We start from the raw sequence: 21,358 nt of genomic DNA, 5'->3' as shown, positions 1-21,358 counted from the left end.
GAAGTGGGGTTGGGTTGGGCGTGTCGATGCCCGGCTGCTGGACCTGGCCCATCAATAGTCGCTCCCGACCTTTGTGTTGGTGAGGGTGAAGATGCGATCCATGATCTCGTCGGCGCTCAGGATCCCGAAGCCGATCGGGACCGTGGTGCGCGTCTCGGTATCGAACAGCACGAGCGCCGGCGTGGCATTGCCCGGCACGCCCATCCGCGCGCGCTGGCCGCTGTCGACGACATAGTTGGGGAAGTCCTTGCTCGGGCCGCCGTCCATCGACACCGCCATGACGGCCAGGCCATGGCTGTCGGCCACCGACCGCAGCACCGGCGCGAAGATCTCGCACGCGCCGCAACTCTGCGCGTAGAAATAGAACAGCCCGTAGCGCTGGCCGAGCTGGATCAGGACCGCGTCGCGATCGGCCTTGCGGTTGTCGATCCACGCGCGCTTGCCGAGCGTGCCGACGGGACGCTGCAGCGTGTAGTCGAGGTCCGGATTCTGCCAGAGCGCGCGCTGCCACACGTCGGAGAAGGTCGACGCACGATCGAGCTGCTCGCGCTGGAAGCGGACATAGGCAATCACATTCTCCTCGCTCGGATCGAGGATCGCGCGCGCCTTCAGCTCGTCGAGTTCCTTCTTCACGGCCGCCAACTGCTCAGCCGCGCTCGTTGCCGGCGGCGCCTTGGCCTGCTCCTCCGGCGGCTTGGGCTTTACGCAGTAGAACCACTGCCCCAACCGGCGCTCGCGGCAGTAGAAATCATCGCCCTGCTGCTCGGCCGCCTCACCCGACCGCGGCGCGACCTGCGCCGGCGCCGGCACGGCGAGCGCGAGTGCAACCAGCGCCGGCAGCATCTTCCAAGGATTGCCCGAAACCTTCATCCGACCCTCCCATTTGCAAGCTCGCGCAACGTCACGCGCAGAACATGTCTGTTCGCCCGGTCATGGACCGGGTCATCCTTCACCAAAGCCGCTGCCAGCGCGGCGCGCATCCGCGCGTCCGGAGCGATGCCGGACGCATCAAGCGCTGCATTCACGTCCCCCAGAATCGTGTCGAACCGCGCGTCGCGAACACGCTGCGAGCGCGTCCTCCAGAGGCGGCTAATTCGCATCACGATGCCATCCTCACCCGCCATCGCCGGCTCCATCCAGCTCGTTTGCCGCGAAGCCCAGCACCGACATCATCAGCGCGACCTGCAGCAGCTCGGAGCCGCTATCGAGCATCTTCACGGTCCCGCGCAGCAACGGCCGCGCCACCTCCCGTCCTTCGCGGGTAGGGCGCAGCCGATCGCCGTCCGGCGCCAGCCAGCGCCGCGCCACCATCCGGCCGACCGGCTGGACGATGCTTTCCACCGCCAGCGGATGCTCGAACCAGGTGCCAAGGCTTTCGCAGATCGCCTCGAGCCGCAGCGACGAACGCGCGCGATAGATGCTGAGGAAGATCGCCAGTTCCATGACGGTCATGCCCCAGGCGTCGGGCGCCTCGTCGCTGGTCAGGTACAGATCATTGTTGGCCATGGAGCTCATAATAATCCTGTATTTTCTGTTGGATGTCGGTCATCGTCTGGACCTCGTCGGGCAGGCGCGCCGCGTCGACGAACTCGGCATAGACCTCACTGAAATCCATCACCGAAAGATCGAGCCGGGCGAATTCCTCGACGGTGAAGCCCTCGCAGGTCTCGCGCTTCGGCCTGTCCCAAGGCTTGTTGATTTGCGGCCGGCCCTGTTCCTGCAGGATCCGGCTGAGCTTGCTCTCGAAGCAACAATAGGCGGTCTTCTTGGTGACGCAGACGCCAAGCACGCTGTCGGAACAGTAGGTCCCGACCCGGTGGCAAAACCCCATCCGGTCGCGCTGGTCGAGCAGCTTCTCCTCGGCCGAGCACAGGAACAGCGCCAGCAGCTGGGTTGCCGCGGCGAGGCTGAAGCCCTTGCCGGCGCAGCAGTTGACCAGCCCGAAAACCGGCTTGTGGCAGGTCTGGCGCGTGCCCGAGAAGACGGTGAAATTCTCTTCGTTGAACTCCTTGCCGGCCTGGTCGAGCGAATGCAGCCCGACCAGCGCATCGCGAAACTCAGTCGAGGCCTCGCGCTCGATCGTCTCGCACTCGCCGTTGATGCAGTAGACGTCGCCCCCGCACACCCAGCGTGGCGTGTCGCCGGGCCCCTCGGTCGGCATCGGGCAGCGATAGACCTTGTCCATCACCTTGCACCGTCCTTCCTGCGGATCGTCGAGGCAGTCCTCGCTGACGAAGCTGCATTGCGGGTTCGATTCCAGTTCGCTGCAATCGGTCGCGCCGCTCATGATAGCTGCACACGTATAGGACCGGTCCCACGCCCAGCATGGCTGCGTGACCGGCACGCCCTCGACGATCCGCGTGACCGGCTCGCTGTCCACGCACATCTCGGCGGTCTGTTGGCATGACGTGTTGCCCGCCTGCGCCGCGCATCCGCTTTCGCTGCGCACCATCGTCACGCTGCGCGTGACGTCCTGCGCGTACCAATACTGCCCCGTCCCCGGGTAGCGCAGCGCCCTGCCGCCGACGGCGGGCTGAGCCGTGCAGCTGACGATGTTGGACTGCGCTCCGCTGCAGCTGCCATTTGGGGTGAGCCCATAGCCGCGGATCATCTGGCAGGTGTCGGCGCTGCCCTTCACCCGGCACGTGCCGGCGGCGATCGCCGCGTCGAACGCCGACATCGGCGGCGCCACGCCGCTATGCCCACCGACCTCGGCATAATACTCATAGGTCGCGGTCTCGGTGACGCGCGGCTGCATCGTGATCCGGCAACTCTGCTGGCTCTGATCGAGCTTGGTGCCGGTGTTGCACGACGCCTCGTAGTAGCTGACTGCCGGCGGGTTCGTCGGCAGCGCCTCACAGGACGACTGGCCGCTCTCGAACTGCTCGCCGGCGAGATGGCCTTGCGGATTTTCCTCGACGGCAAGCCCCGCTGCGACCGCGCCCTTGATTTCTTGGCTGTCGAAGCGCGGCCGGGTGCGATCGCCATCGAAAACGGCGCGATAGCCCTCATGATTGGCGCTGGCAGCGCCGCCCTCGGACGCGAGCCGGTCGGGATCGTCGAAATAGTCGGCCTGCGGCAGATCGGTGCCCTGATAATGGGGCACGCGCTCGGCCACGCTCTCGTCCCTCGGGACCAGCGAGCCGTCGTTGCGCTTTTCCTTGCCGAAGGCCTGGCCTTCCTGGCGCGCCTGCTCGACCGTCGTCTGCGCGATCAGCGGCGCCGCGGCGATGCCGAGCCCGACGATAAGCGCCCCCAGCCATTTCATCTGAGATTGCCCTTGCGCATCTGCGCGAGCCCGATCGCGGCGACGCGCGCGCCCGGGCCGTTGGCGTCGGCGAAAGTGGTCAGCGCATAGTCGACGGTGACGTTGCCCGTCATCCGATCATGCGGCGGCACCGCGGTCCGGCAGGAGAAGCCGTCGCACAGGTCGAAGTCCGAAGAGACGGCGACATATGTGGGCACCGCCTGCACGTCGAAGGCGCGGAAGAGGCGGGGATCGATGCCGACATTGGCAAGCTGGTCCTGCTGGTCGACGACCTTGCCGAGCGCGGATGCAAAGGCCTTCATCGAGTTGTTCGGAAAGCCCCGGAATACGACGACGCCGCCGGCGGCCGCTGTGTCATGGATCAGCCGCTTGAGCGCTTCGGGAGGCATCGACAGGCTGGCGAAGACGATCAGTTGCGGCGCCTGCCCCGCCGGCTTCGATGCGTTGGTCGACGCCACCTGCAAGAGTTCGTCGAAGTCGATTGCGCCCTTCGGCCCGACCGGGAGATTCTTCGTCGCGACCTGGCGCATATTCTCGGTGCCACCCTCGCGCACGCTCAGCGCCTCCTCGCGGAAGGCATCGCCGCGGTTCTTCACCTGCTCGGAGAAGTCCTTGGCGTCCTGTTCCATCTCGGCCGAGCGGCGCTTGACCGCCTGCACGTCGAGCCCATCGACGGTCTGCGCGATGATGGCGGTGAGGCCAGTGACGGCAAGGATGCCGGCGGCGCCCCAGCGGATGATACGCATCAGAACGGAATCTCCGGATCGTTTGGCGCATCCTGGCTATCGAAGCGACTTCGCCACCATTGGGTCTCATGCCGCAAGGCGTAGCGCGCGAAATCGAAATCGCTGGCAATCGCGTGCGCCAGAACGCGGCGATGCTCTGCACGGCTTAGGAGATAGCCCGCCCGTACACCGAGTTCTTCAGCCAAGTTCCTGATACAGAATTGACGCCAGGGGCATCCGCGGGGATGCGCGTTCTCGACCTCAAAAGCATAGGCGTCATACGGGTTGTCTGGGAAATTTATAGAATAGAAGCGCAGCGGCTTTTTGCCCGGCACACGAACAATCAGATGTCGCCGGAAGATCAAAGCTAGAGTGTACATCAAGCGCCTCCCCTACAGCACACAACAGTTGCGCTTGCGCCACATGAGGTAGCCCATGTCCTCGCCATTCACCGGAAAGGCGCGGCCCGCATCGGGAGGCATCGTCGAGGATCCGATCGTCGAGCAGGCATATTCGCCGCTGACCGTCGGGATCGGATTGACCATCTGGACGCGGTATTGCTGCTTGCGCAGGATCGGCATCAGATACTTCTTGCACAGGCCCTTGGAGCCCATCGTCCCCCACGCCAGCGCCTGCCGGTGCATCTTGTAGGTGAAGCGCGACAGCGCGAGCCGCGACGACTGGACATGGCCGATCGAGGCAGGAATGTTGCCATTCATCGGGTACATTGCGCCTTGGCAGCCCGAGCACCAGAACAGGGAATCCAGCGGCAGCCCGACCGTCGCCACCGCGCAGTCGCCGGCGCACGCGGCCTGCGCGATCGGGTTGGCGAACACCGCCACCTCCGGATTGATCAGCGCGGTAAGCGAGTCATCCTGCCACAGCGGATCGATCTCCGTCATGTAGGCGATGTCGAACGACGCGCTCTCGAAGCACAGGAAGTCGGTCAGGATCTCCATCCAGTAGAGCAGCGGATAGACGTACCAATGGACGTGCCACTTGGCGGTCGACTGCGAACGCCCCCCAACCTGCGCGGGCCCTGCGATATAGCCCTGGCCGATGTCGAAGCCGGGGGCGATCCGCGTGCCGCCGAGGTTGACGAAGCACCACGGCTTGGTGGTGACGTCGGCCAGCCGCACCGGCTCCCAGAAGCCGACCGAAATGCCGATGCGCGGGAACGGTTCGGCGCACAGGCAGACCGGCGAGCTCGGGTTGCTGGGATCGGGGCGACCACTCGGCCAGATCTTCAGCCCACCCACTGACAGCGGGAACAGGCACGACCAGCAGACGTCGGTAATAGGATTGACGAACTTGCCGTGGCACGTCGGCGCTGCCTCCGCGCGCGACGCGGAGAGCGCGGTGACGATCATCGCGAGGATGCCGAGCCCGAGGATGGGGCGAAGCCACCGCATCATGCGTCGTCCCGGTTGAGCCATGCCTCATCGGCACGCTGCTTGATCAGGAAATAGACGGTACCGAGCACGAAGCATGCGACGATCAGCACCAGGATCAGCGCCGGTGCCGTCCGTACCAGCGCCGCCTTCAGCGGCTGAAGAGCAAGGATCGAGACACCGGCGGAGACGCACAGCGCCTGCCAGATGCGGCGCATCCGGCGCAGCAATGCCGTCTCCGGCGCCGCCATCGGCGTGCGCATCAGGTCAAGCCACAACGGCATCAGCCTCCCCTCCCTTGGCTCAGCGCATGCTCGGTGACGCGCATCATCCGGCCATCCTGACGGACGACGGCGGGCGTGTGTTCGATTCCGAACCGCGCGGTCAGCTTCCCTTCCTGGTCGAAATAGAAACGGCGCTGACGAGCGGTCATCGCCTCGAGCGGCGAGCCGCTGACGAAGATAATCTTGGCCTTCAGATCGTCGTAGCGACCCAGCGCCCAAGCCATTTGCGCGGCATCATCACCGTCGACGAACACCAGGTCCTGCTTGATCGCGACGAAATCGAGCGGGTTAACCCGCTGCCCGGCCCCGGCGATCAGATTTCCCTTCTGATCGGTGATGTCGCGCTCCATCGTGATCGACGGATCGAATTCCCAGCTGCGCTCGACCTCGGCCGGCGTGATGCCGGCGACGGGCGTGGGCCGCCTGACCTTCGCCTCCGCGCGCTTCGCGAACATCGCATTCGCGCGATCGATGCCGCCCGTCGCCTCGGCGTGGCGCAACTTCGCCTCGATCGTCGCCAGCAGGTCCGGCTCGATGATCGGGAAGGTCTGGCCCATGACGCCATGATCCATTGCGCCGATCGGCGAGGCGCTGGGGCCGAGCGCCATGCCGGCGAGCGCGACAACCGACACGATCGAGAGCGCCGCACGCCTCATAGCACCGGCACTCCAACACCGATCACCTGCCGGCGGCAGACGAAGCCAATCTCGGCATAGCGACTGTCAAAGCCGTCCTTGTGCGGCGTGCCGACATAGTAGCAGCCCTGCGGTATCGTCCCCGTCGCACCCGGCGTCAGCGTCTCGCCCTTGCGGGTAAGCGGTTTCATCCGAGCGACACGTTTGCCGGCCACGATGACGTCCGCGCCGCGATGCGCGACGATGTCGCCGGGCATGCCATAGACGATCTTGCCGAACATCTTCGGGCGAGGGCCGAAATGACTGATCACCAGCGGAACGTGCGGCGGATCGAAGAAGATGTAGCGGCCGCGCGCCGGCGCCTCGTGGCGGTTGATCACGAACGCCCAGTTCGGCAGCGAGTCCGTCGCGTTGATCAGAAAGAGATGATCGTTGCGCCACTGGCGGATCCCGCCGAGCACGGCGAAAACTGCCGCCACGAACAGCAGCAGCGCCCACAGCCGCTTGCGCGGCCTCCAGGATTGCGCTTCAGCCGTGCTCGACGGGATCTCAATTGCCGCCGCCACCGGGGCCTCCGAAGCTGGAAACCGAGGCGCCTCCGCCGACAGGTGAGCCCATCGGCACAGCCGACGGATCTCCCATCTGCGGACGATATTGCGGGGCGAAGGGATCGCCGGCCATGTTGCCGCCCGCCGGAGCGGGTCCGATGAAGGGCGCGGGCGCTGGAAGCGGCGCAGGCGCTCCGGGCAGTTCGGGCTCGGGTGGCAGCTCGCGCCGGGGCGCAGAGGCTACCGCCATCTCCGCGATCTGCTCGGGGGTGAGGCGGCGCGGGACCGGTACCCCAGATGCGAACACCGCCTTGCGGACGCTGGCGGTCACGTCCGACACGTTTTTCGTGAGCACCGCCTCGCCGACCAGCACCACCTCGCCTTCGGCGCCGCGGCGTTGCAGCTCCTTGTCGAGCGACACCATGAAAGCCGTCATCTCGGCCTTCACCCGCTCCGGCGGCGAACCGGAATAGCGCTGCGCCTCGACATAGGAGCCGACCAGTGCCGACAGCTTGACGGAAACGATGCGGTCCTGGCGGACGCCGGTCAGCTCATGCGTGACCCATGCGCCCCAGACCACGACCGACAGGACGCCGGCGACAGCGACGCCGTCGCGCAGCAGTGTCGATCGGAGAATGCGCTTCAGGCGTGACGAGGTTGCGACGACGGGCCTGGCCCTGGGCGTGTCGCCGAGGCCAAGTTCTCCCTGTTGCTCAATGACGGCTTCAGTCACCGGCTTTCTCCGCGGACGAGGTTGTGGGACGCGCCAAAAATGGTCGTGTCGCTGATCGCCTGTTCGTGGGGCGACCGGATCGGTTCTGCTTCGGTGCCGAGCGCGAGGATGAGACCGAGATTGGCGGCCACGACGATGACCGTGATGACGGCCAGCAGCAGGTTCGAGGCAAGGCTGTTGGTCATCGCGCGTGCGCCGAAGAGACGGCATTGCAAGCTGTCGGCAAGCGCCCGGCGATGTCGCCAACAGTCAGGCCGACAAGTACCCCGGAGAGCAGCGAGACCGCGCCGACCTTCAACAGCCGTATCCGGCGCTGCCTGTCCTTTTTGGAGCGATGCTCCACGGCGATCCGCGACACCTCTTCCTTTGGAAGGCGAAAGTCGGCCTGGTCAGCCATGCTTGCCGCCCTCGCGCAGGTCCGCCGGCACAATGCTGCCGCGCCGGAAGAACAGGATCGCCGCGAACAGCAGGAACTGCGTCCACAGCAGGATCTGCTTGAAAGACGCGATCCGCTCGCCATCGGCCGCGACATAGCGGCCTGCCATGTTGTTGAGCTGGTGCATCAGCCCGTCCGTCGAGAAACCGCCGAGCACGACGAAGAAGAGCACCAGCGCGCCCCAGGTCATCAACAGCGTCGTGCCCGCAAGGGCGAGAGAATGCAGGGTGACATAGAGCATGTCGCGCCACAGCGGGCGGGGCTGGCCCGCTTCGGCGACAGCGGCCAAGGAGATGGCGGTCTCCTGAACTGCCCGCGGGACGGCTGGCCCGATACCGCCCGCCGAGAAGCCCCGCCGGCCAAGGAAACGGACCCTCGCCGTCCGCGGCACGGCCGTCGATCCGAATGCTGTCGCCATCACCGTCACTCCGCCGCCATGGCGAGGTCGCTGCCGTCATCGGCATCGGACGTCGCCCATTTCTCCGGGTTGTTCGGGAAGGCGACCCGCTCGATCGCCCCTTCCATCGTATGACCATCGTGGATCAGCGCTTCGATCGCCGCGAAGGTCTTCGGGCTCGAGCTGAAAACCGTCGCGGAATAGGGATCGAGCACGAGCCGGCCGACCGCGAGCATGTCCGGTCCCTTGATCATCAGGTCCGAATATTCGAAGCCGTTGCGCTTCAGCGAGCGCAGCAACGCCTCGGTATGCTCGTCCATGTTGAAGCGATCATGCTTTCTAAAGTCGTTGATCGTCTCCAGCTTCTGCTGGAGGATCAGGAACCAGTCGCTGTTCTCCAACGCCGCGATCGAGCCCGCCGATTTGTAATAGTCGTTGAGCGACTGTGTCGCGGTCACCAGCGACGCGCCATATTTGCGGCAGGTGCGGGCATAGGCCTCGATGAAGTCGGCCATCGATCCGCCGCGCAGCAACTGCCAGGCTTCGTCGAGAAGCAGTGCCTTGGGGATCGAGCGATCGAGCTTGCGCATCGCCTGCTGCGCCATGAACATGATCGCGGTCAGCACGACGCTGCGCAGTTCCTCGCGCGAGGACAGGTCCGACAGCTCGAACACGGTCAGCTGCGCCTCGAGCTTGAACGACACGTCGCCCTTGAAGAACTTGCCGTAGGTGCCGGTCGACGAGAACGGCTTCATCGCGATGCCGAGATCCGCGGCCATCGGGTTGGCGGTCTCGTCCAGCGCAGCGATGACATCGTCGATCGCGCCCTTGCGCCCCTTCTCATGCCACACCTTGTTAACCGCGCCGTCGATCAGCCCGCGCTCGGTGTCGGTGAGCGGATCGAGATAGCGGGCCATCTGGTTTGTGATCGCCTTCAGCATCGCCATGCAGTCGAGGAGATAATCCTCGTCCGACTCCGCGAGCTGCGCATCGATCATCGAGAAGGGATTGAGGCAGAAGCCCGAGCCCATCGTGAACTCGACGAACGCCCCGCCCTGCAGCTTGGCCGAGTGTTCGAACGATCTGCCATCGTCGATCACGACGACGCGGGCACCGGCCCCGCACAGCGCGCCGCACAGCTCCTGCAGGCCGACCGACTTGCCGGAGCCCGACTTGCCGAACACCGCCACATTGTGGTTGCCGGCGCTGTTCTCGAACGGCGACCAGAAGAAGGGCTGGCCCCGCCGGCCGATCATCAGCATGTGCGGGATGTGGCCACCGAGATACTCGCCCTGCATCGGTGCGAGGTTGGCGGCAGAGGTGGTCAGCACCGTGCGCATCCGCTTCATGCGCTCGAGATCCTTGGCGAGGCCATTGCCCATCGTCATCGGCATCGCGCACAGCAGGCCCATCACCTGCAAATAGCGATCGTCGAGCAGGTCCCAGCCGGCGGCCCGGTAGACCGACTTCAGCACCCGCTCGTTGGAATCCCCCTTCCCCTTCGGGGAGAAGGCGGTGACGTTGTAGAAGGCACGCACCAGCTTGCGGCCCTGCTTGAGCTCATCGGTGACGTAGCGCCATTCCTGGCTCTGGTCGCGGAGCTGCGGCAGGAAGCGCGCCGACTTGCTGTCGGCGAGACTGGTCGTGCGCATGAACTTGTAGCCGGCCTTGCCGGCAGCCGCCTGCTCATCCGGAAAATCGATGCACAGGTTGGTCGCGACCGGGCACGGCATGCGCAGCTTGTCGGTGAACATGTCGCCGATGAGCTTGGCCATGTCCCACGGCGCCCAACGCTGCGGCAGGTTGCGCACGGAGAAGGAGCGCACATCGAACATGTCCGGATAGATCTCGCCGATCTCGGGCGCGCCCTCGATCACCTTGCCGGTGGGCCGAAAGCGCTCGGTACGCAGCAACAGCCGATCCGCCTCGATGCGCAGTTCGATGTCGCGGCGGATCGCCTGATCGGCGATCGGATCGAACGGGTTGTAGCTGACCGCATCGTCACCCGGGGCCGTCGTCGGCGAGGTGATGTCGTCGATCCAGCCGATCAGCCCTTCCGGGTCGATCAGCCGCGCCGAGACGCCGATCGCCGACAGCGCCGCCTTGAGTCCGTCGACGATCGAGAGGATCTCTTCCTCGGAGATGGTGCCGCTCTCCGGCGTCGAATAGGAAATCGCGACCCGATGATTCCGCAGACAGAACGGCGCGTCGGCCGACAGCGACTTCCAGACACCTTCGGTGAGGAAGTCGATCCGGTGCTTCGCCATCCGCTCATAGACGCCGGCGGCCGCATAGCGAGGATAATACCATTTCGAGAGACACTCGGAGACCCGGGGCGACATCCATTGGTGGAACTGCAGGCACCCTGGCGCCGGCACGCCTTCCGACAGGAACTGCGCGAGGATATCGCCGCTGCGCTCGTCAGCGCCGACCATCGGCGCGGCCTCCATAACGAAGCCGCGCGACGCGCTGTTGTAGTAGATACCCGTCTTGCGATCATAGCTGCGGTACGGGAGCCAGTGCGCCAGCATCGGCACGCCGAGATCCGGACGCCCCGCATCCGGACGCTTGGTGTCGCCAAGGATGTTGGACAGAAGTGTTTCGAGCAAACCCCCGTTCGCCATGTCAGTCCTCTCCTACCACTGCCGGGAAGCTCCCGGCTTTCACCGTCACCCTGGGCGCCGGCGTCGTCGCCGGCACAGCGGGTTGCCCCGCTCCCGCGGACACCCGTCGGGGGGCGGCATCCGCGGGAGCGGGCGTCGGGCTGCCTGCGGGGGTAGCCAGGCGGGCCGCGACATCGGCCTTGATCGCCGCGACCGGATCGCGGCCGCGCTCACGCGCCGCCGCGACCGTCGCGGGATCAGGAGGGGAAAGGGCTGGCGCCGAAGCCTGGGCCAGCTCAAGGCGATCGACCGCGTCGGCGAGGGTCTCAGTCTGGCGACGCGGCAAGTCACTCGCGACCTGCGTTGATGGTGCCGCCGCCGCATCGCTCAGCACCTGCGGCTGCCAGTCACCGCGCTCGACCACGGCATGGACCGCGCTCTTCTCGTGAAGGCGCCCCTGCTCGTCGATATAGGGCTGGAAGACGATGCGTAGGACCCGCTCGCGCGTCCGCGACGGCGCGACTGCCGCCGTGCGATAGGCAGGCCGAGCTTCCGGCGCTTCGCGATACGGGCCAGCGGGCGTCGTGGTACCACCCGGCACGGCAACATCGCCGGTGATCATCGCCAGCGCCTTGTCGTCGATGACGGCGCTCGGCGCGCAGATCCCGTCAGGTGCCTCACAGGAGAAGCTCCCGCTGACATTGCCGCCCAGCGACGCGCAGCCCGACACCAGCCCGGAAACCGCACCCAAAAGCACGAGCCTGCGCATCACGACCGCCCTCCCTTCAGCCACGCCTCGAGAAAGTCCTTTGGCCGATAGCCTTCGAGCATCGCGCCATCTGCGCGGACGATGACCGGCGTGCCGCGCAGATTGTGCTGGCTGGCGAAGCGCTCATTGGCATCGAGGCCGCTGGTATCGCAGCCGCCCTCGCTCTTCACCGGCTCGCCGGCATAAACGAGGTGCATCGCCTTCACGCGATCGCGTGCGCACCAGACCTGGTTGGCAAGCGGACGGCTGCCGAGGATCGAGATCGGGCGCTCGACGACCTTCACGTTCATCGAACCCAGCACCGACACCAAAGCGCGGCAATAGCCGCAGCGGAAGTCGGTGAAGATCGTGACTGTCTCGGCTGCGGCGTGGTTGCCCCAGACGATTGCGCCGTTTTCGGGCAGGCCCGCCAGCGAGAGCCTCGCGGTGCTGCCGGAAGCCGTGACCTTGCGGGGTGCGGCCTGCGGACCGATCGCGGCCGCCGCGGGGTCAGGAGCCCCCTCCCCTTCCGCATCGGCATTGGCGCGTGCCGCGCCGCCCACCAGCATGTCGGGATTGAGCTCGAGGAGGCGCGCGGCGGTGACGTCCTGCCGGGTCTCCATGTCGTAGACCCGGCCGATGACGAGATAGCGCGCGTCCTGGTCGACGTAGAACAGGTTGGCGCCCGCGACGACTTCGCAGAGGCCGGCCACGCGCTTGCAGTCGACGGAGGAGACCTTCGTCTTAGGCAGGCGATCCGCCAGCAGCGCCTCAACCCGCTTCGCCGGATTGCCGACATCGGAGGCGATCGCGACACCCGCGACCGCGGCGGTTGCCAGCAGCGGCGCACCTGCGAGCGCAGCCGGCGCGAAGACGTTGCGCGAGGGGCGACGGGCAAGCCGCCGCAGCCGATCAATTGCGGACATAGACACCCTCCAGGAAGACGACTTCGACATCGATGCCGGTCGGCATCTCGATGACGGGCTGATACTGCTCGGCGCGCTCGATCAGATATTTCGAGACCATGTCGCCGGTCTGGGCGACGCCCTCGCCGAACCCGCCTTCGAGGATCTCGCTGGTCGACAGCTTGTCGCGCTTGCCGTCGGTGTTGACCGTCGTGCCCTGGAACACCGAGTTGGCGTTCGCCGAGAAGCCGCGGCCGAAGCCGCCGGCGAGGCCGGCGATGAACGCCTGCATGACGAGACCGCCCTCGCGCGATACCACCCGGCCGCGCACGCCGGTCTTGCCGGCGAACGCAAGGAAGCCCTTCACCTCCGAGACCGCATAGCGACCACCCGGCTGCGGGCAGGTCATCTTCTGCAGTTTCACATAGACCTTTTCCGAAGACAGATCGCCGCGCGCCGCGCCATTGACGAGGCAGCCCTCGACCTTGGTCGTCAGCAGCTTGCCGTTCTGGAAGACCGAGCGCGCCGGTCCGGTAATGCGCAGCACCACCGGCAGCGGATCGGTCTGGCTGCCGACACCGGCGCTGGCGTCGACACCGACGATGACCTTGGCCGACGCGAAGCTGTTGGGCGGCAGGTAATTGACGCTGTCGGTATAGACCGTCGTTCCCGCCTCCACTGGCTTGGCCGTCCCGCCCTTGGTCGACTGGAAAGCGATCGTCTTGACCTCGCCCCCCGGCATTGCCGGGGGAAGCGCGCCTTTACCTGCGGCGCTGCCGGGGCGCTCATAGGCCTGCGGCCCGTTCGGACCGTACATCGCAGCGGGGCCAGCGGCGGGCGGCGGCGGTGCCGTGCGGCGCTCCGCCAGCTGGCGGCGCAGCTGCTCATTTTCTTCCTGATAGGCGGAGACGACACGCTGGCCATCGGCCTGCATCGACGTGTTCTGGCCGCGCAGGGAGCCGATTTCGGCTTCCAGTTCGGCGAGCCGCCGCTGCTGGCCATCGACAGACTTGAGCTGATGCTCAGCCGAGGTGAACCGCTCTTCGGACAGCGCCATCCACTCCTGCTCGGAGAGGTTGCGGTTCATGATGTCCTTGGTGGACACCTCGACCTTGTCGCCATTCGCACCGTCGCCGGCAGCCGTCTCCTCGCTCTTCGAGTCCCCGAAGATCCAGAACAGCGCGGCGAGGCCGAGCACGCCGCCGATGATCGACAGCAGCAGCACCTGCCGCTTGCGCACCGACTCGTTGGTGCCGAGATCGCCCGCCACCGGCGAGACGTCGTCGCCATCGGTCGCGGTAGCGCCGCTGTCGAGCGACTTGCGCTTGCGCTTGAAGAAATCCGCCAAAGCCATGGCTCTCACCTTCCGCTTTTCGCGACGAGATAGGCCGTCGTCACCTTGCCCGGCGCGAGGCTGGGCTCCGCCACCGACACCGCCAGCGCGCTCGCCGGCGCCACCATCGCCTCGTTCAATATGATCGGCTGGTCGCCGCGGTTCTCGATGCGCAGCACTTTGCCGGTCAGCTCCGATCCGCGATATTCCGCGATCATCTGGACCTTGAGGGCGCCGACCATCACCGGCGCCAGCGAGCGCTGGCGCATCTCGTAGCCGTCGATAACCGCATTGCCGTACATTGCCTGCACGAGCGCGACCGCCGCATCCTGCGGGCCTGCCTTCGCCGCAGGGGCGGCGTCGGCCATTTTCTCCTGCGCGATCGCCGGGTTGGACACGAAGACCTGCACCGCCTCCTCGGCGGTGACGCGGCACACGAACTTGTAGACATAGCCGCGCTTCGACGTGCCGAAGAACGACAGTGAAGGGCGCGCATAGCCGTCCGGCACGGAGAGATAGATATCCCCCCGCACCGGTTCGTTGACGACGGTGAAGTCCTCGAGCGGATTGCCCGCGGTGATCTTGGACACGCTGGCGAACTCGTCCTCGACGAGGCTGATCCGCGTCAGATCCTTCGCCGAGGCGGTGCAGTCGACCTGGCTGCTGTCGGCCGCCATGATCGTCTGGTCTGCCCAGGCCGGCGACGAGATCATCAGCCATGCGACCACGAACAGCGCGATGCCGAGGCACCGGCTGAGAAAGCAGTGCGCGCGCATCACGAAGGGGATTCCCACCGCGGCGCTGGCGAAGGTATAGCCCGCCATCAGTTGTTCTCCTCTGGCTTTTTGACGACCATGCCGAAGCCGATCAGGCGCAGGGAAACGCCGGTATATTCCCAATCGAACCGGAAGGTCCGCGGCTCGCGGGTCACGACCTTGCTGCCGACGATGGTGCTGAGATGACCCGTCACCTCCGAGCGGAGGCTCTTCGCGTCGATGGTCATGCTCTCCATCGTGAAGAACTGCGCGATCGAGGAGCCGCGCTGCTCGGTGACGATCTTCATCAGATCGCCCTTGATCTTGCCATGTGCTTTCGGCGACGTGACCGCGAGTACCGACTCCATCCAATATTCGAGATTTGTCGGGCTGCGATCGAGCACGAGCAGCGCGACGTCCCGCGTCACCAGTTCGAGATAGTCGCGAGATACGCCCGAGCTCGACAATGTCAGCGGCGAGCGCAGGATCGGCTGCAGCACGACCTCGCGACTGCGCGAGCCCGCCCACAGCAGCACTAGCGCCATGAGCAGCGCAAGAACCGCAAGCGCCACCACCAGCATGTTGCGCTGACGCAGGATGCGCTGACCCTGGCTGTGCTGGAATGCAAGATCCATCTTACCCTGCCATCAGCCGGAGGTAAGAAGGCGGTGTGGCCCGCAATCCGGTAAAGCCGCCAGGCAGATACCAATATGCGAGATGCAATAGCCAGGATGCCGCCTGACCTCCCTTTGCCTTCCGTAGTCCCCACCAGCCTGCCCCTGCGAGGGCGATGCCAATGATGATCTGGGAGGTCATCAGGCCCCAGACGAAGGGGATAACCATCGTCAGGAACTCATCCAGCGTCCACAGCCCGATCAGCTCCGGGTCGTCCAGATGAGAAGGAATCACGTAGCGATCCATCTTTGCCACACCGCCTTCAGGTCAGGACAGGATCGGTCCGCCACCGCGCCTGCCAGATGCGTGGATCAGATCGTCGCGGTAACGGTGCCCGTGACGATCGGCGCACCGACGCCGGCGCCGACGCCCACGCCGACCGGGATCGCGATCTGGCCGAGCGAGAACCGACCCGAGGCAAGCGCGACCAGGCCGCCGGCGAGCGACAGAACCGCGATGATGCGGCCGCCCGAACCTTCGAGGAAGTCGGTGAACTGGGTCAGAGCGGTGTCGAACGTCGCGTCGGCACCGGCGATCGCGCCCGACGCGCACGCGGCGACGCTCATGGCCACCGCGACGCCGGCGAGCGCCACAGTCTCCGCGCCCCGCCTGTTGAGGAAACGAGCCTTCATGATTTCCTTACCCTTTCTAGATCGACGCGCACAATCTTTGCGTCGGGATAAGGCTGCACTTTACAGTTATGCTGGCTCAACCACTGCCAATGGAACTGATGTCAGCTTGGCTTATTTCCACGACATTATCACGTTCGGTCTGGTTCAATATCGCCTTTCGTCATGGATAGTGGGACAGACCGTCGCGAAATGCAGGATCTGCCGTCCCTAGTTTCGGGACAATTCGTCCCATTGATACGAGAAAGAATTGCGAATCACTTACCGCGTGCATCGCGCGGAAAGGAGGTGGCGCAAAAGGTCTGTGCGGATGGCTTTAAGCCATAATTTGTGCACCGCTTTTTGACGAAACCAGATATCTTCAGGGGTCGATCGAAGCGCGGGAGCATAATCATGGATGATTCACTAGCGACGCTGCACATCGCTGTGTCGCAATGGTTCTGGCGCATGGCTACCGAAGCAGTACGAATCCGCTCAAACGACACCTATCGCAGTGAAATCCTCGCGGACGTGGTATCGGAGATCGCACGGGTGACCCCGGAACCGAAATGCAGGACCGCGCTCCTGCGCAAGCATTTCGAGATGATCCCAAGTGCCGGACCGATCGAGATCGAACTCCGTATCAGCAGTGATGTCGCCGATATCATCGAGAATGTTGCGGTCCTTATTGAGAACCAATTAGGCATGAAAGCATCTAATGCTGATGCCATCTCTCTTCTCTTGTATGATTTTATCGCATCTCGTCACACTACCAAAATCCTCGAGGCGATCGACGATGAGCCAAGAGCGCTTAATTGACAAAATCGCAAATGGCGACTTGAATGATAGCAATCAACAAACCGTGGGTACAAAATTTACTCACATCAGGCTGGCGTGTCGTGCTTGCGATAAAACGATATGGCGATAAACTTCGATTTTGCGCGAGGAAGGAGACAAGCGTTGAACGGCTTTTCAATGGCCGCCGCGATCAACACGATTATGTCGGCTCGGTGGGAGCACCGCGCTCACCACCGCTATGTAAATCTCTTTCGAGATTTGATGGAATCGGAAGCGCTGACACTCCGCGCAGTGGCCCTGAAATCGGGTCTATCCAAGAGCCGTGTCGGCCTCCTGCTTCATGCCGACGCCGAGAAACGACGTGAGATGTACCTTCACGAATATCACCGCCTCTTATCCGCCTTCGACCTGGATGAGATGGAAGCGATTGTCCTCGTGAATACATATCAGAACATGGCGATGGCACGCCATGCTCGCTTCCGTGCGCTGCTGAATCTATTGTCGTCGTTATTTACCGAGCTGCCACCCGCGCTTCTCAGGCGGATAGAACTGATTTCCGGCTTTGATGGAACCGAAGTTCACCGTTACTGGAAGGATCATTTAATGAACTTCGTCATCGACAAGTTGGCGGATGGAGTGTGCGAGATTGTAGCGCGAAGAGAGAACCCGTTCGAGATCGACCGAGATCTTGCAGCCCGCTTAGGAACTATTTCGCAACGTAATCAACCATAAGTCTTTTCAATATATGGCGATCGATACACCGCGAGAGAGTATCTCAGGCGTAGCGTAAGGTCGCGTCGGCAGGCTACCACGTGCCAACACATTCCAATCGCGCATGATCCGGATAACATATGACCGGGTTTCCGTAATGTCTGGCACCCGGCCGTTCTTTATCCGGCCCGGCCCGGCATTATAGGCCGCGAGCGCGACGTGGTAATCACCAAAGCGGTCGATCTGCGCGCGCAGATAGCGGGCGCCGCCCCGCAGATTTGCTGTGACATCAAACCTGTCCAGGCCGAGTGAATCTGCCGTCGCGGGCATGAGTTGGGTTAATCCATATGCCCGTTTGGGTGAAAGCGCGGAAGCGTCATAGCGACTTTCTGCCATGATCAAGGCATCGAACAGATCCACGGGCACGCCATATTCGCATGCAACGCGAGACATGAGGCCGTAATAGGTGCGTCGGCGGGCTTCCGCGCGGAAGGGCAGCAACCCGCTTGGCTTGTAACCCTGCGGCAGGCAGTCGAATGGTTGCGCCGGATTGGTCGACATGCCGCTTTTCTGCGGCTGCGGCCAAGGCGGCACAACGATCGCGCTGCAGCCAATAGCCGTCGCCAATGGTGAAGGGGGTAACGACTGGCTCCGGTGCACGAGCCGTTCGCCATCTGTACCGGCGGCGCCAACGTTTGTGGCGTCAGCCCCAGAGATGCAAGAAAGCCGCCGAATAACGTTCAGCCGGAAGTCGCTGCGGTAACCAACACTGCCGGCTGAATGGTCGCCATCGTCCGAGTGGGCAGCAGGTGGCGCTTCGGTCATGATGAGGATTTGCGCTTTGCGGCCACTTGATGCATCTGCGGTACTGGCAGCTGAAGAGACTGAACAAATGGCGACCATCACGAGACATGTTCGGACCATTCGATAACTCCCTGTCGGGCGCCGGACATAAAGCCCTTGAGAGCAGTACTCATTCGTTCCGACGCGCTTGAATCACCAGCGCTGTCACGTGCCAAGAAAGGCGTGTTACACTGAATGAGCTGCGCAGTCTTCTCCATGTCTCCGTTGAACGCTGCCAGCAAATGGCAGCTGCCATCGTGCTGCAGCAGTGCCTGGATGTAATGATGCGATCTTAGTCTTCGAGGCTTCGCAGGTGAATCTCGCATCTTTCAGTTACTTCTGTCAATAACCTCCCCACTCTTTCTATGATCCATTCCAATTCGTCATCGTTGATTCTGTAGTGTCGTGAATAACGCGCCTTTACACAAGCCGCTCTTATTAGCTCGAAACATCTCTTATGAAATTTTGTTTCAACTGGCCATATACTCTTTAAAGTCGGCTCAGTCTGTTCGGCCAGATTTCTCAGTCGAACCAAATTGTGAGTTTTTGGCGTGTAAAGCGTTTTTACGAGTATCATTCCATTATATAGATATTCTGTCGCCTGATGAAGATCAAAAGCAGCTTCATTGTTCATCCCTTGGCTCATGCAATACGATGCGACACGCATTCGGTTTGCAGCACTGGGAATCAAGTCATTAAAATGAGCCTTGGCCTCTTCGAATATCGTTTCGATTGGAAGATCGCCGGGCGTGGAAAAAGGGCGCTCCGGAATCTCAAAAAGGGCGATGCCGTCCCTGACGATGTCGCGAAAGAAGGGGCGCCCACGCTCCAGCTGGGAGTTCACGTCCTCCAGGCTGTGCACGATGAAATTCACGGGCGTTCGCAACCGAATGCCCGCGGCGAGCTCGTCGAGAAGGCGCTGTTCCGCGACCTCCCAATACTCCCAGACGTCCGTATGCTTCTCGTCCGCCACGACAACCAGCAGGTCATAGTCGGAAAAGTAGCGGCCGATCGGATCCTCGACCCAGTCGCCGCGGGCGTATGAGCCAAACAGCACGATCTTCAGGATGGCATCCTCGCGCTTCGCAGACGCCCGCTTTCCGCTTTTCGTCAAGCCAAAGGTTGCACGAAGCATATCGACCACGAAGGTGAGTTCGAGGCGTTTGCCGGAGGGAAGGTGATCGAGGCTGGAGCGCATATGGCCCGTGTCGTCCTTGAATCGCGCCTTGGCAAGGGCACCCTCTGCGCGTGCCGCCCGGTCGTAGCTTCGTCGGATCATCGCGCCCGCCTCCAGCTCTCCCGGGGCCGGCCATGTGTCCGAGCGGGTCTGCCGTCACCGCTTGATGCGGCGAAGAATATGGGCATCACTATTCCGGCACCTTTTCGCGAGGACAGTCACGATCTAGCTCCGCCTCGATTGCACGCCCTCCCGCCAGCGATTCCTCGATCCGGCGCGTCATGAAGACTTCGAAAGCGGCATCGCGTGCCGCCTTCTGTGCCGGCGTGATGTGCGTGTCAGTCAAGGCGGGAAGATCCTCCCGGGATCGGGCAGACTCCGTGCGGTACCAGTCTGCGAAAGCCTGCATCGTCAATGGGCGAACCGCGCCCCCGTTTGCAGCGACATAGGCAGCTTCCGCACGGAGATCCGCAGCCAGCCATCGCATTATCGCTGCGGCGATGCGCGCTTTCGCATCACAGTCGGCCGGCGGGAGGGTTGCGTCATCCGCAGGCGTGGCCGCTGGCGCGGCGAGGGCGACAAGCGCTATCGCACATAGGCCCGCCCGCGCCGCTACAATACTCGCATTTCGGATAAATTCGCCAGCTTCTCTGCCCTGCAAGCGCCGACCCGGTTCACGCTTGGCCCTGCCCTGTTGCCGGAAACGCGGCATCGACCTATTCTGCTGGCGGTGCCGCGCGAACGATAGGGCTTTCGGCAGGAAGGGACGTAGCAACACCTCGGTGTGCTCCATCGCCAGCACGGGCTTCTGCACGGAAGATTCCAACACCCGTCCCTTCCACTTCCCTCGTCCGCCTCGATCATCCTGCTGAGGGCCGGCGGCTTCCGCGTTGATGACAAAACGGACCAGAACGGTCGTCTGGCTCCAGCCACCCCCCGCCACATCGCGCCCAGCCGCGCCAGATTTTGACCGGTCCTTCATCGCTTCAATCCCGTCGGCGACGGCGGCTCAACCGCTGTCTCACCGCCTCCATGCCGATCATGCCCTTCCGGCCGTCCAGCCACCGTTCGAGATATGATTCATGATCGTCCAGGCGCCGGCCGAGATCGTCGACGGCGTGCTGAAAGGCGGTGATGATGGCGGTCGGCTCAAGATAAGCGAGCTGGTCCTGACGTTCGGCGACAAACTCGCCAAGCACCATCATCATGATCGCCGCCATCTTGGTTTCGCTGCTCGCGACGCCGAAATCCACGGAACGGAACATGACCCCGTAAATGATCCCATAAGGGTCAGCGTTGGTGACCTCGGCGAATAGTTTGATGCGGTCGAAGCTGACACGCTTTGTCCCCGATTCGAACTGCTCGTAGGTGCGCAATGGCATACCCATGCGCGTGGCAACGTCAGCCGCACTCAGGCCGCGAGCGCGACGGATCGCCTTCAGGGTTTTCGGCAACGTCTCGTCAGAACATCCCATTTCCAGGGGCGAGAATTTCATCCGCCACATCCTCAAGCATGTGGGGTGTAACACCGGCCCTGGTCGCCGATCACCCAGTCAAGCAACTATACTGCAACGCAATATGGCAAGAAATCAACAGCTTGATCAATGCGAATCATGCACTCGCCTTCGCGCAGCATGGTTGCGGCAAGCCGCTGCTTAGTTGCGGCATGCCCGCATTTTCCTCGCGCAGGCCGGCACCGCGTGACGCGTCAGTCAAATTCTATCAACATATCACGCGATAATTTATGTGCCGGCTGGACGATCGCCAGCTTCCAATCTCTCCTGC

The 21,358-nt window shown here is 63.7% G+C and carries 28 protein-coding genes; 2 read left to right on the top strand and 26 right to left on the bottom strand.

What is annotated here, in order from left to right; genetic code table 11:
* Positions 1 to 51 precede the first annotated feature (51 nt).
* The 22 genes from FHS96_RS26375 to FHS96_RS26270 all read right to left on the bottom strand — a co-directional run bounded on the left by FHS96_RS26375 (position 52) and on the right by FHS96_RS26270 (position 16,002).
* Positions 52 to 870: a conjugal transfer protein TraF gene (locus FHS96_RS26375; RefSeq protein ID WP_429598936.1), complete on the bottom strand. Its 819-nt coding sequence runs from the start codon at positions 868 to 870 to the stop codon at positions 52 to 54.
* Positions 867 to 1,124, bottom strand: a complete 258-nt coding sequence (locus tag FHS96_RS26370; RefSeq protein WP_429598933.1) for a hypothetical protein — start codon at positions 1,122 to 1,124, stop codon at positions 867 to 869. Before FHS96_RS26370 ends, FHS96_RS26375 begins: the two co-directional genes overlap by 4 nt.
* Positions 1,114 to 1,515: a hypothetical protein gene (locus tag FHS96_RS26365; protein ID WP_429598930.1), complete on the bottom strand. Its 402-nt coding sequence runs from the start codon at positions 1,513 to 1,515 to the stop codon at positions 1,114 to 1,116. Before FHS96_RS26365 ends, FHS96_RS26370 begins: the two co-directional genes overlap by 11 nt.
* Positions 1,493 to 3,268 (bottom strand): conjugal transfer protein TraN, encoded by a 1,776-nt coding sequence (locus FHS96_RS26360; RefSeq protein WP_429598926.1) that lies wholly within the window; start codon positions 3,266 to 3,268, stop codon positions 1,493 to 1,495. Before FHS96_RS26360 ends, FHS96_RS26365 begins: the two co-directional genes overlap by 23 nt.
* Positions 3,265 to 4,014: a type-F conjugative transfer system pilin assembly protein TrbC gene (gene trbC, locus FHS96_RS26355; RefSeq protein ID WP_429598923.1), complete on the bottom strand. Its 750-nt coding sequence runs from the start codon at positions 4,012 to 4,014 to the stop codon at positions 3,265 to 3,267. The genes FHS96_RS26360 and trbC overlap by 4 nt, the downstream gene beginning before the upstream one ends.
* Positions 4,014 to 4,373 carry a hypothetical protein gene (locus tag FHS96_RS26350; RefSeq protein ID WP_429598920.1) on the bottom strand — a complete coding sequence of 120 codons (360 nt, stop codon included), beginning with the start codon at positions 4,371 to 4,373 and terminating at the stop codon, positions 4,014 to 4,016. Before FHS96_RS26350 ends, trbC begins: the two co-directional genes overlap by 1 nt.
* Before the next feature lie 12 nt (positions 4,374 to 4,385).
* Positions 4,386 to 5,408, bottom strand: a complete 1,023-nt coding sequence (gene traU, locus FHS96_RS26345; protein ID WP_429598918.1) for a conjugal transfer pilus assembly protein TraU — start codon at positions 5,406 to 5,408, stop codon at positions 4,386 to 4,388.
* Positions 5,405 to 5,668: a hypothetical protein gene (locus FHS96_RS26340; protein ID WP_429598915.1), complete on the bottom strand. Its 264-nt coding sequence runs from the start codon at positions 5,666 to 5,668 to the stop codon at positions 5,405 to 5,407. The genes traU and FHS96_RS26340 overlap by 4 nt, the downstream gene beginning before the upstream one ends.
* Positions 5,668 to 6,324 carry a type-F conjugative transfer system protein TraW gene (gene traW, locus FHS96_RS26335; protein WP_429598912.1) on the bottom strand — a complete coding sequence of 219 codons (657 nt, stop codon included), beginning with the start codon at positions 6,322 to 6,324 and terminating at the stop codon, positions 5,668 to 5,670. Before traW ends, FHS96_RS26340 begins: the two co-directional genes overlap by 1 nt.
* The gene (locus FHS96_RS26330) at positions 6,321 to 6,869 is read right to left on the bottom strand and encodes a S26 family signal peptidase (RefSeq protein ID WP_429598909.1); all 549 of its coding nucleotides are present in this window, start codon (positions 6,867 to 6,869) and stop codon (positions 6,321 to 6,323) included. Before FHS96_RS26330 ends, traW begins: the two co-directional genes overlap by 4 nt.
* Positions 6,853 to 7,584 (bottom strand): TrbI F-type domain-containing protein, encoded by a 732-nt coding sequence (locus FHS96_RS26325; protein WP_429598906.1) that lies wholly within the window; start codon positions 7,582 to 7,584, stop codon positions 6,853 to 6,855. The genes FHS96_RS26330 and FHS96_RS26325 overlap by 17 nt, the downstream gene beginning before the upstream one ends.
* The gene (locus FHS96_RS26320; protein WP_429598904.1) at positions 7,581 to 7,769 is read right to left on the bottom strand and encodes a hypothetical protein; all 189 of its coding nucleotides are present in this window, start codon (positions 7,767 to 7,769) and stop codon (positions 7,581 to 7,583) included. The genes FHS96_RS26325 and FHS96_RS26320 overlap by 4 nt, the downstream gene beginning before the upstream one ends.
* On the bottom strand, positions 7,766 to 7,981 hold the full coding sequence (locus FHS96_RS26315; protein ID WP_429598901.1) for a hypothetical protein: 216 nt from the start codon (positions 7,979 to 7,981) through the stop codon (positions 7,766 to 7,768). Before FHS96_RS26315 ends, FHS96_RS26320 begins: the two co-directional genes overlap by 4 nt.
* Positions 7,974 to 8,309 carry a hypothetical protein gene (locus tag FHS96_RS26310; RefSeq protein WP_429598898.1) on the bottom strand — a complete coding sequence of 112 codons (336 nt, stop codon included), beginning with the start codon at positions 8,307 to 8,309 and terminating at the stop codon, positions 7,974 to 7,976. Before FHS96_RS26310 ends, FHS96_RS26315 begins: the two co-directional genes overlap by 8 nt.
* Before the next feature lie 134 nt (positions 8,310 to 8,443).
* Positions 8,444 to 11,041 (bottom strand): type IV secretion system protein TraC, encoded by a 2,598-nt coding sequence (traC, locus tag FHS96_RS26305; protein ID WP_429598896.1) that lies wholly within the window; start codon positions 11,039 to 11,041, stop codon positions 8,444 to 8,446.
* A 1-nt stretch (position 11,042) separates the two neighbouring features.
* The gene (locus tag FHS96_RS26300; protein ID WP_429598963.1) at positions 11,043 to 11,789 is read right to left on the bottom strand and encodes a TraV family lipoprotein; all 747 of its coding nucleotides are present in this window, start codon (positions 11,787 to 11,789) and stop codon (positions 11,043 to 11,045) included.
* Complete coding sequence (locus FHS96_RS26295; protein ID WP_429598893.1) at positions 11,789 to 12,694, bottom strand: DsbC family protein; 906 nt, start codon at positions 12,692 to 12,694, stop codon at positions 11,789 to 11,791. The genes FHS96_RS26300 and FHS96_RS26295 overlap by 1 nt, the downstream gene beginning before the upstream one ends.
* Entirely contained in the window at positions 12,681 to 14,027 is a 1,347-nt protein-coding gene (locus tag FHS96_RS26290) for a TrbI/VirB10 family protein (RefSeq protein ID WP_429598890.1), read from the bottom strand. The genes FHS96_RS26295 and FHS96_RS26290 overlap by 14 nt, the downstream gene beginning before the upstream one ends.
* Before the next feature lie 5 nt (positions 14,028 to 14,032).
* Entirely contained in the window at positions 14,033 to 14,830 is a 798-nt protein-coding gene (locus tag FHS96_RS26285; protein WP_429598887.1) for a type-F conjugative transfer system secretin TraK, read from the bottom strand.
* Positions 14,830 to 15,396, bottom strand: coding sequence for a type IV conjugative transfer system protein TraE (locus FHS96_RS26280; RefSeq protein WP_429598884.1), 567 nt, complete (start codon positions 15,394 to 15,396; stop codon positions 14,830 to 14,832). Before FHS96_RS26280 ends, FHS96_RS26285 begins: the two co-directional genes overlap by 1 nt.
* Before the next feature lies 1 nt (position 15,397).
* Positions 15,398 to 15,682, bottom strand: a complete 285-nt coding sequence (gene traL, locus FHS96_RS26275; RefSeq protein ID WP_429598882.1) for a type IV conjugative transfer system protein TraL — start codon at positions 15,680 to 15,682, stop codon at positions 15,398 to 15,400.
* A 65-nt stretch (positions 15,683 to 15,747) separates the two neighbouring features.
* The gene (locus tag FHS96_RS26270) at positions 15,748 to 16,002 is read right to left on the bottom strand and encodes a hypothetical protein (RefSeq protein WP_429598960.1); all 255 of its coding nucleotides are present in this window, start codon (positions 16,000 to 16,002) and stop codon (positions 15,748 to 15,750) included.
* Between the two features lie 456 nt (positions 16,003 to 16,458).
* On the opposite strand from FHS96_RS26270, the gene FHS96_RS26265 reads away from it, so the two are divergent.
* Both FHS96_RS26265 and FHS96_RS26260 read left to right on the top strand, forming a co-directional pair.
* The gene (locus FHS96_RS26265; RefSeq protein ID WP_429598879.1) at positions 16,459 to 16,863 is read left to right on the top strand and encodes a hypothetical protein; all 405 of its coding nucleotides are present in this window, start codon (positions 16,459 to 16,461) and stop codon (positions 16,861 to 16,863) included.
* Positions 16,864 to 17,004: 141 nt separating this feature from the next.
* Positions 17,005 to 17,574: a hypothetical protein gene (locus FHS96_RS26260; RefSeq protein ID WP_429598876.1), complete on the top strand. Its 570-nt coding sequence runs from the start codon at positions 17,005 to 17,007 to the stop codon at positions 17,572 to 17,574.
* A gap of 6 nt (positions 17,575 to 17,580) precedes the next feature.
* On the opposite strand, the gene FHS96_RS26255 is transcribed toward FHS96_RS26260, so the two are convergent.
* The 4 genes from FHS96_RS26255 to FHS96_RS26240 form a co-directional block, all read right to left on the bottom strand.
* On the bottom strand, positions 17,581 to 18,378 hold the full coding sequence (locus tag FHS96_RS26255; RefSeq protein WP_429598872.1) for a lytic transglycosylase domain-containing protein: 798 nt from the start codon (positions 18,376 to 18,378) through the stop codon (positions 17,581 to 17,583).
* A 310-nt stretch (positions 18,379 to 18,688) separates the two neighbouring features.
* Positions 18,689 to 19,675 (bottom strand): HEPN domain-containing protein, encoded by a 987-nt coding sequence (locus FHS96_RS26250; RefSeq protein ID WP_429598869.1) that lies wholly within the window; start codon positions 19,673 to 19,675, stop codon positions 18,689 to 18,691.
* Positions 19,676 to 19,763: 88 nt separating this feature from the next.
* A complete protein-coding gene (locus FHS96_RS26245; protein WP_429598867.1) occupies positions 19,764 to 20,555 on the bottom strand; it encodes a hypothetical protein in 792 nt (263 codons plus the stop codon).
* 4 nt (positions 20,556 to 20,559) lie between these two features.
* Positions 20,560 to 21,069, bottom strand: coding sequence for a helix-turn-helix domain-containing protein (locus FHS96_RS26240; RefSeq protein WP_429598864.1), 510 nt, complete (start codon positions 21,067 to 21,069; stop codon positions 20,560 to 20,562).
* Between the last annotated feature and the right edge of the window lie 289 nt (positions 21,070 to 21,358).

This window comes from Sphingomonas zeicaulis, assembly GCF_050433225.1.
GTDB lineage: Bacteria > Pseudomonadota > Alphaproteobacteria > Sphingomonadales > Sphingomonadaceae > Sphingomonas_D > Sphingomonas_D zeicaulis.
Note: the sequence above shows the minus strand (reverse complement) of the source record. Positions and strands in the feature narration are given on the sequence as shown.

Excerpts from the sequence above, each read along its gene's own strand:
- FHS96_RS26360 (WP_429598926.1), bottom strand. The coding sequence starts at position 3,268 with ATGAAATGGCTGGGGGCGCTTATCGTCGGGCTCGGCATCGCCGCGGCG.
- FHS96_RS26245 (WP_429598867.1), bottom strand. The coding sequence starts at position 20,555 with ATGAAGGACCGGTCAAAATCTGGCGCGGCTGGGCGCGATGTGGCGGGG.
- FHS96_RS26350 (WP_429598920.1), bottom strand. The coding sequence starts at position 4,373 with ATGTACACTCTAGCTTTGATCTTCCGGCGACATCTGATTGTTCGTGTG.
- FHS96_RS26240 (WP_429598864.1), bottom strand. The coding sequence starts at position 21,069 with ATGAAATTCTCGCCCCTGGAAATGGGATGTTCTGACGAGACGTTGCCG.
- traW (WP_429598912.1), bottom strand. The coding sequence starts at position 6,324 with ATGAGGCGTGCGGCGCTCTCGATCGTGTCGGTTGTCGCGCTCGCCGGC.
- trbC (WP_429598923.1), bottom strand. The coding sequence starts at position 4,014 with ATGCGTATCATCCGCTGGGGCGCCGCCGGCATCCTTGCCGTCACTGGC.
- traU (WP_429598918.1), bottom strand. The coding sequence starts at position 5,408 with ATGATGCGGTGGCTTCGCCCCATCCTCGGGCTCGGCATCCTCGCGATG.
- FHS96_RS26270 (WP_429598960.1), bottom strand. The coding sequence starts at position 16,002 with ATGAGCGTCGCCGCGTGCGCGTCGGGCGCGATCGCCGGTGCCGACGCG.
- FHS96_RS26315 (WP_429598901.1), bottom strand. The coding sequence starts at position 7,981 with ATGGCTGACCAGGCCGACTTTCGCCTTCCAAAGGAAGAGGTGTCGCGG.
- FHS96_RS26370 (WP_429598933.1), bottom strand. The coding sequence starts at position 1,124 with ATGGCGGGTGAGGATGGCATCGTGATGCGAATTAGCCGCCTCTGGAGG.
- traL (WP_429598882.1), bottom strand. The coding sequence starts at position 15,682 with ATGGATCGCTACGTGATTCCTTCTCATCTGGACGACCCGGAGCTGATC.
- FHS96_RS26285 (WP_429598887.1), bottom strand. The coding sequence starts at position 14,830 with ATGGCGGGCTATACCTTCGCCAGCGCCGCGGTGGGAATCCCCTTCGTG.
- FHS96_RS26265 (WP_429598879.1), top strand. The coding sequence starts at position 16,459 with ATGGATGATTCACTAGCGACGCTGCACATCGCTGTGTCGCAATGGTTC.
- FHS96_RS26290 (WP_429598890.1), bottom strand. The coding sequence starts at position 14,027 with ATGGCTTTGGCGGATTTCTTCAAGCGCAAGCGCAAGTCGCTCGACAGC.
- FHS96_RS26300 (WP_429598963.1), bottom strand. The coding sequence starts at position 11,789 with ATGCGCAGGCTCGTGCTTTTGGGTGCGGTTTCCGGGCTGGTGTCGGGC.
- traC (WP_429598896.1), bottom strand. The coding sequence starts at position 11,041 with ATGGCGAACGGGGGTTTGCTCGAAACACTTCTGTCCAACATCCTTGGC.
- FHS96_RS26375 (WP_429598936.1), bottom strand. The coding sequence starts at position 870 with ATGAAGGTTTCGGGCAATCCTTGGAAGATGCTGCCGGCGCTGGTTGCA.
- FHS96_RS26250 (WP_429598869.1), bottom strand. The coding sequence starts at position 19,675 with ATGATCCGACGAAGCTACGACCGGGCGGCACGCGCAGAGGGTGCCCTT.
- FHS96_RS26340 (WP_429598915.1), bottom strand. The coding sequence starts at position 5,668 with ATGCCGTTGTGGCTTGACCTGATGCGCACGCCGATGGCGGCGCCGGAG.
- FHS96_RS26280 (WP_429598884.1), bottom strand. The coding sequence starts at position 15,396 with ATGGATCTTGCATTCCAGCACAGCCAGGGTCAGCGCATCCTGCGTCAG.
- FHS96_RS26365 (WP_429598930.1), bottom strand. The coding sequence starts at position 1,515 with ATGAGCTCCATGGCCAACAATGATCTGTACCTGACCAGCGACGAGGCG.
- FHS96_RS26320 (WP_429598904.1), bottom strand. The coding sequence starts at position 7,769 with ATGACCAACAGCCTTGCCTCGAACCTGCTGCTGGCCGTCATCACGGTC.
- FHS96_RS26295 (WP_429598893.1), bottom strand. The coding sequence starts at position 12,694 with ATGTCCGCAATTGATCGGCTGCGGCGGCTTGCCCGTCGCCCCTCGCGC.
- FHS96_RS26255 (WP_429598872.1), bottom strand. The coding sequence starts at position 18,378 with ATGACCGAAGCGCCACCTGCTGCCCACTCGGACGATGGCGACCATTCA.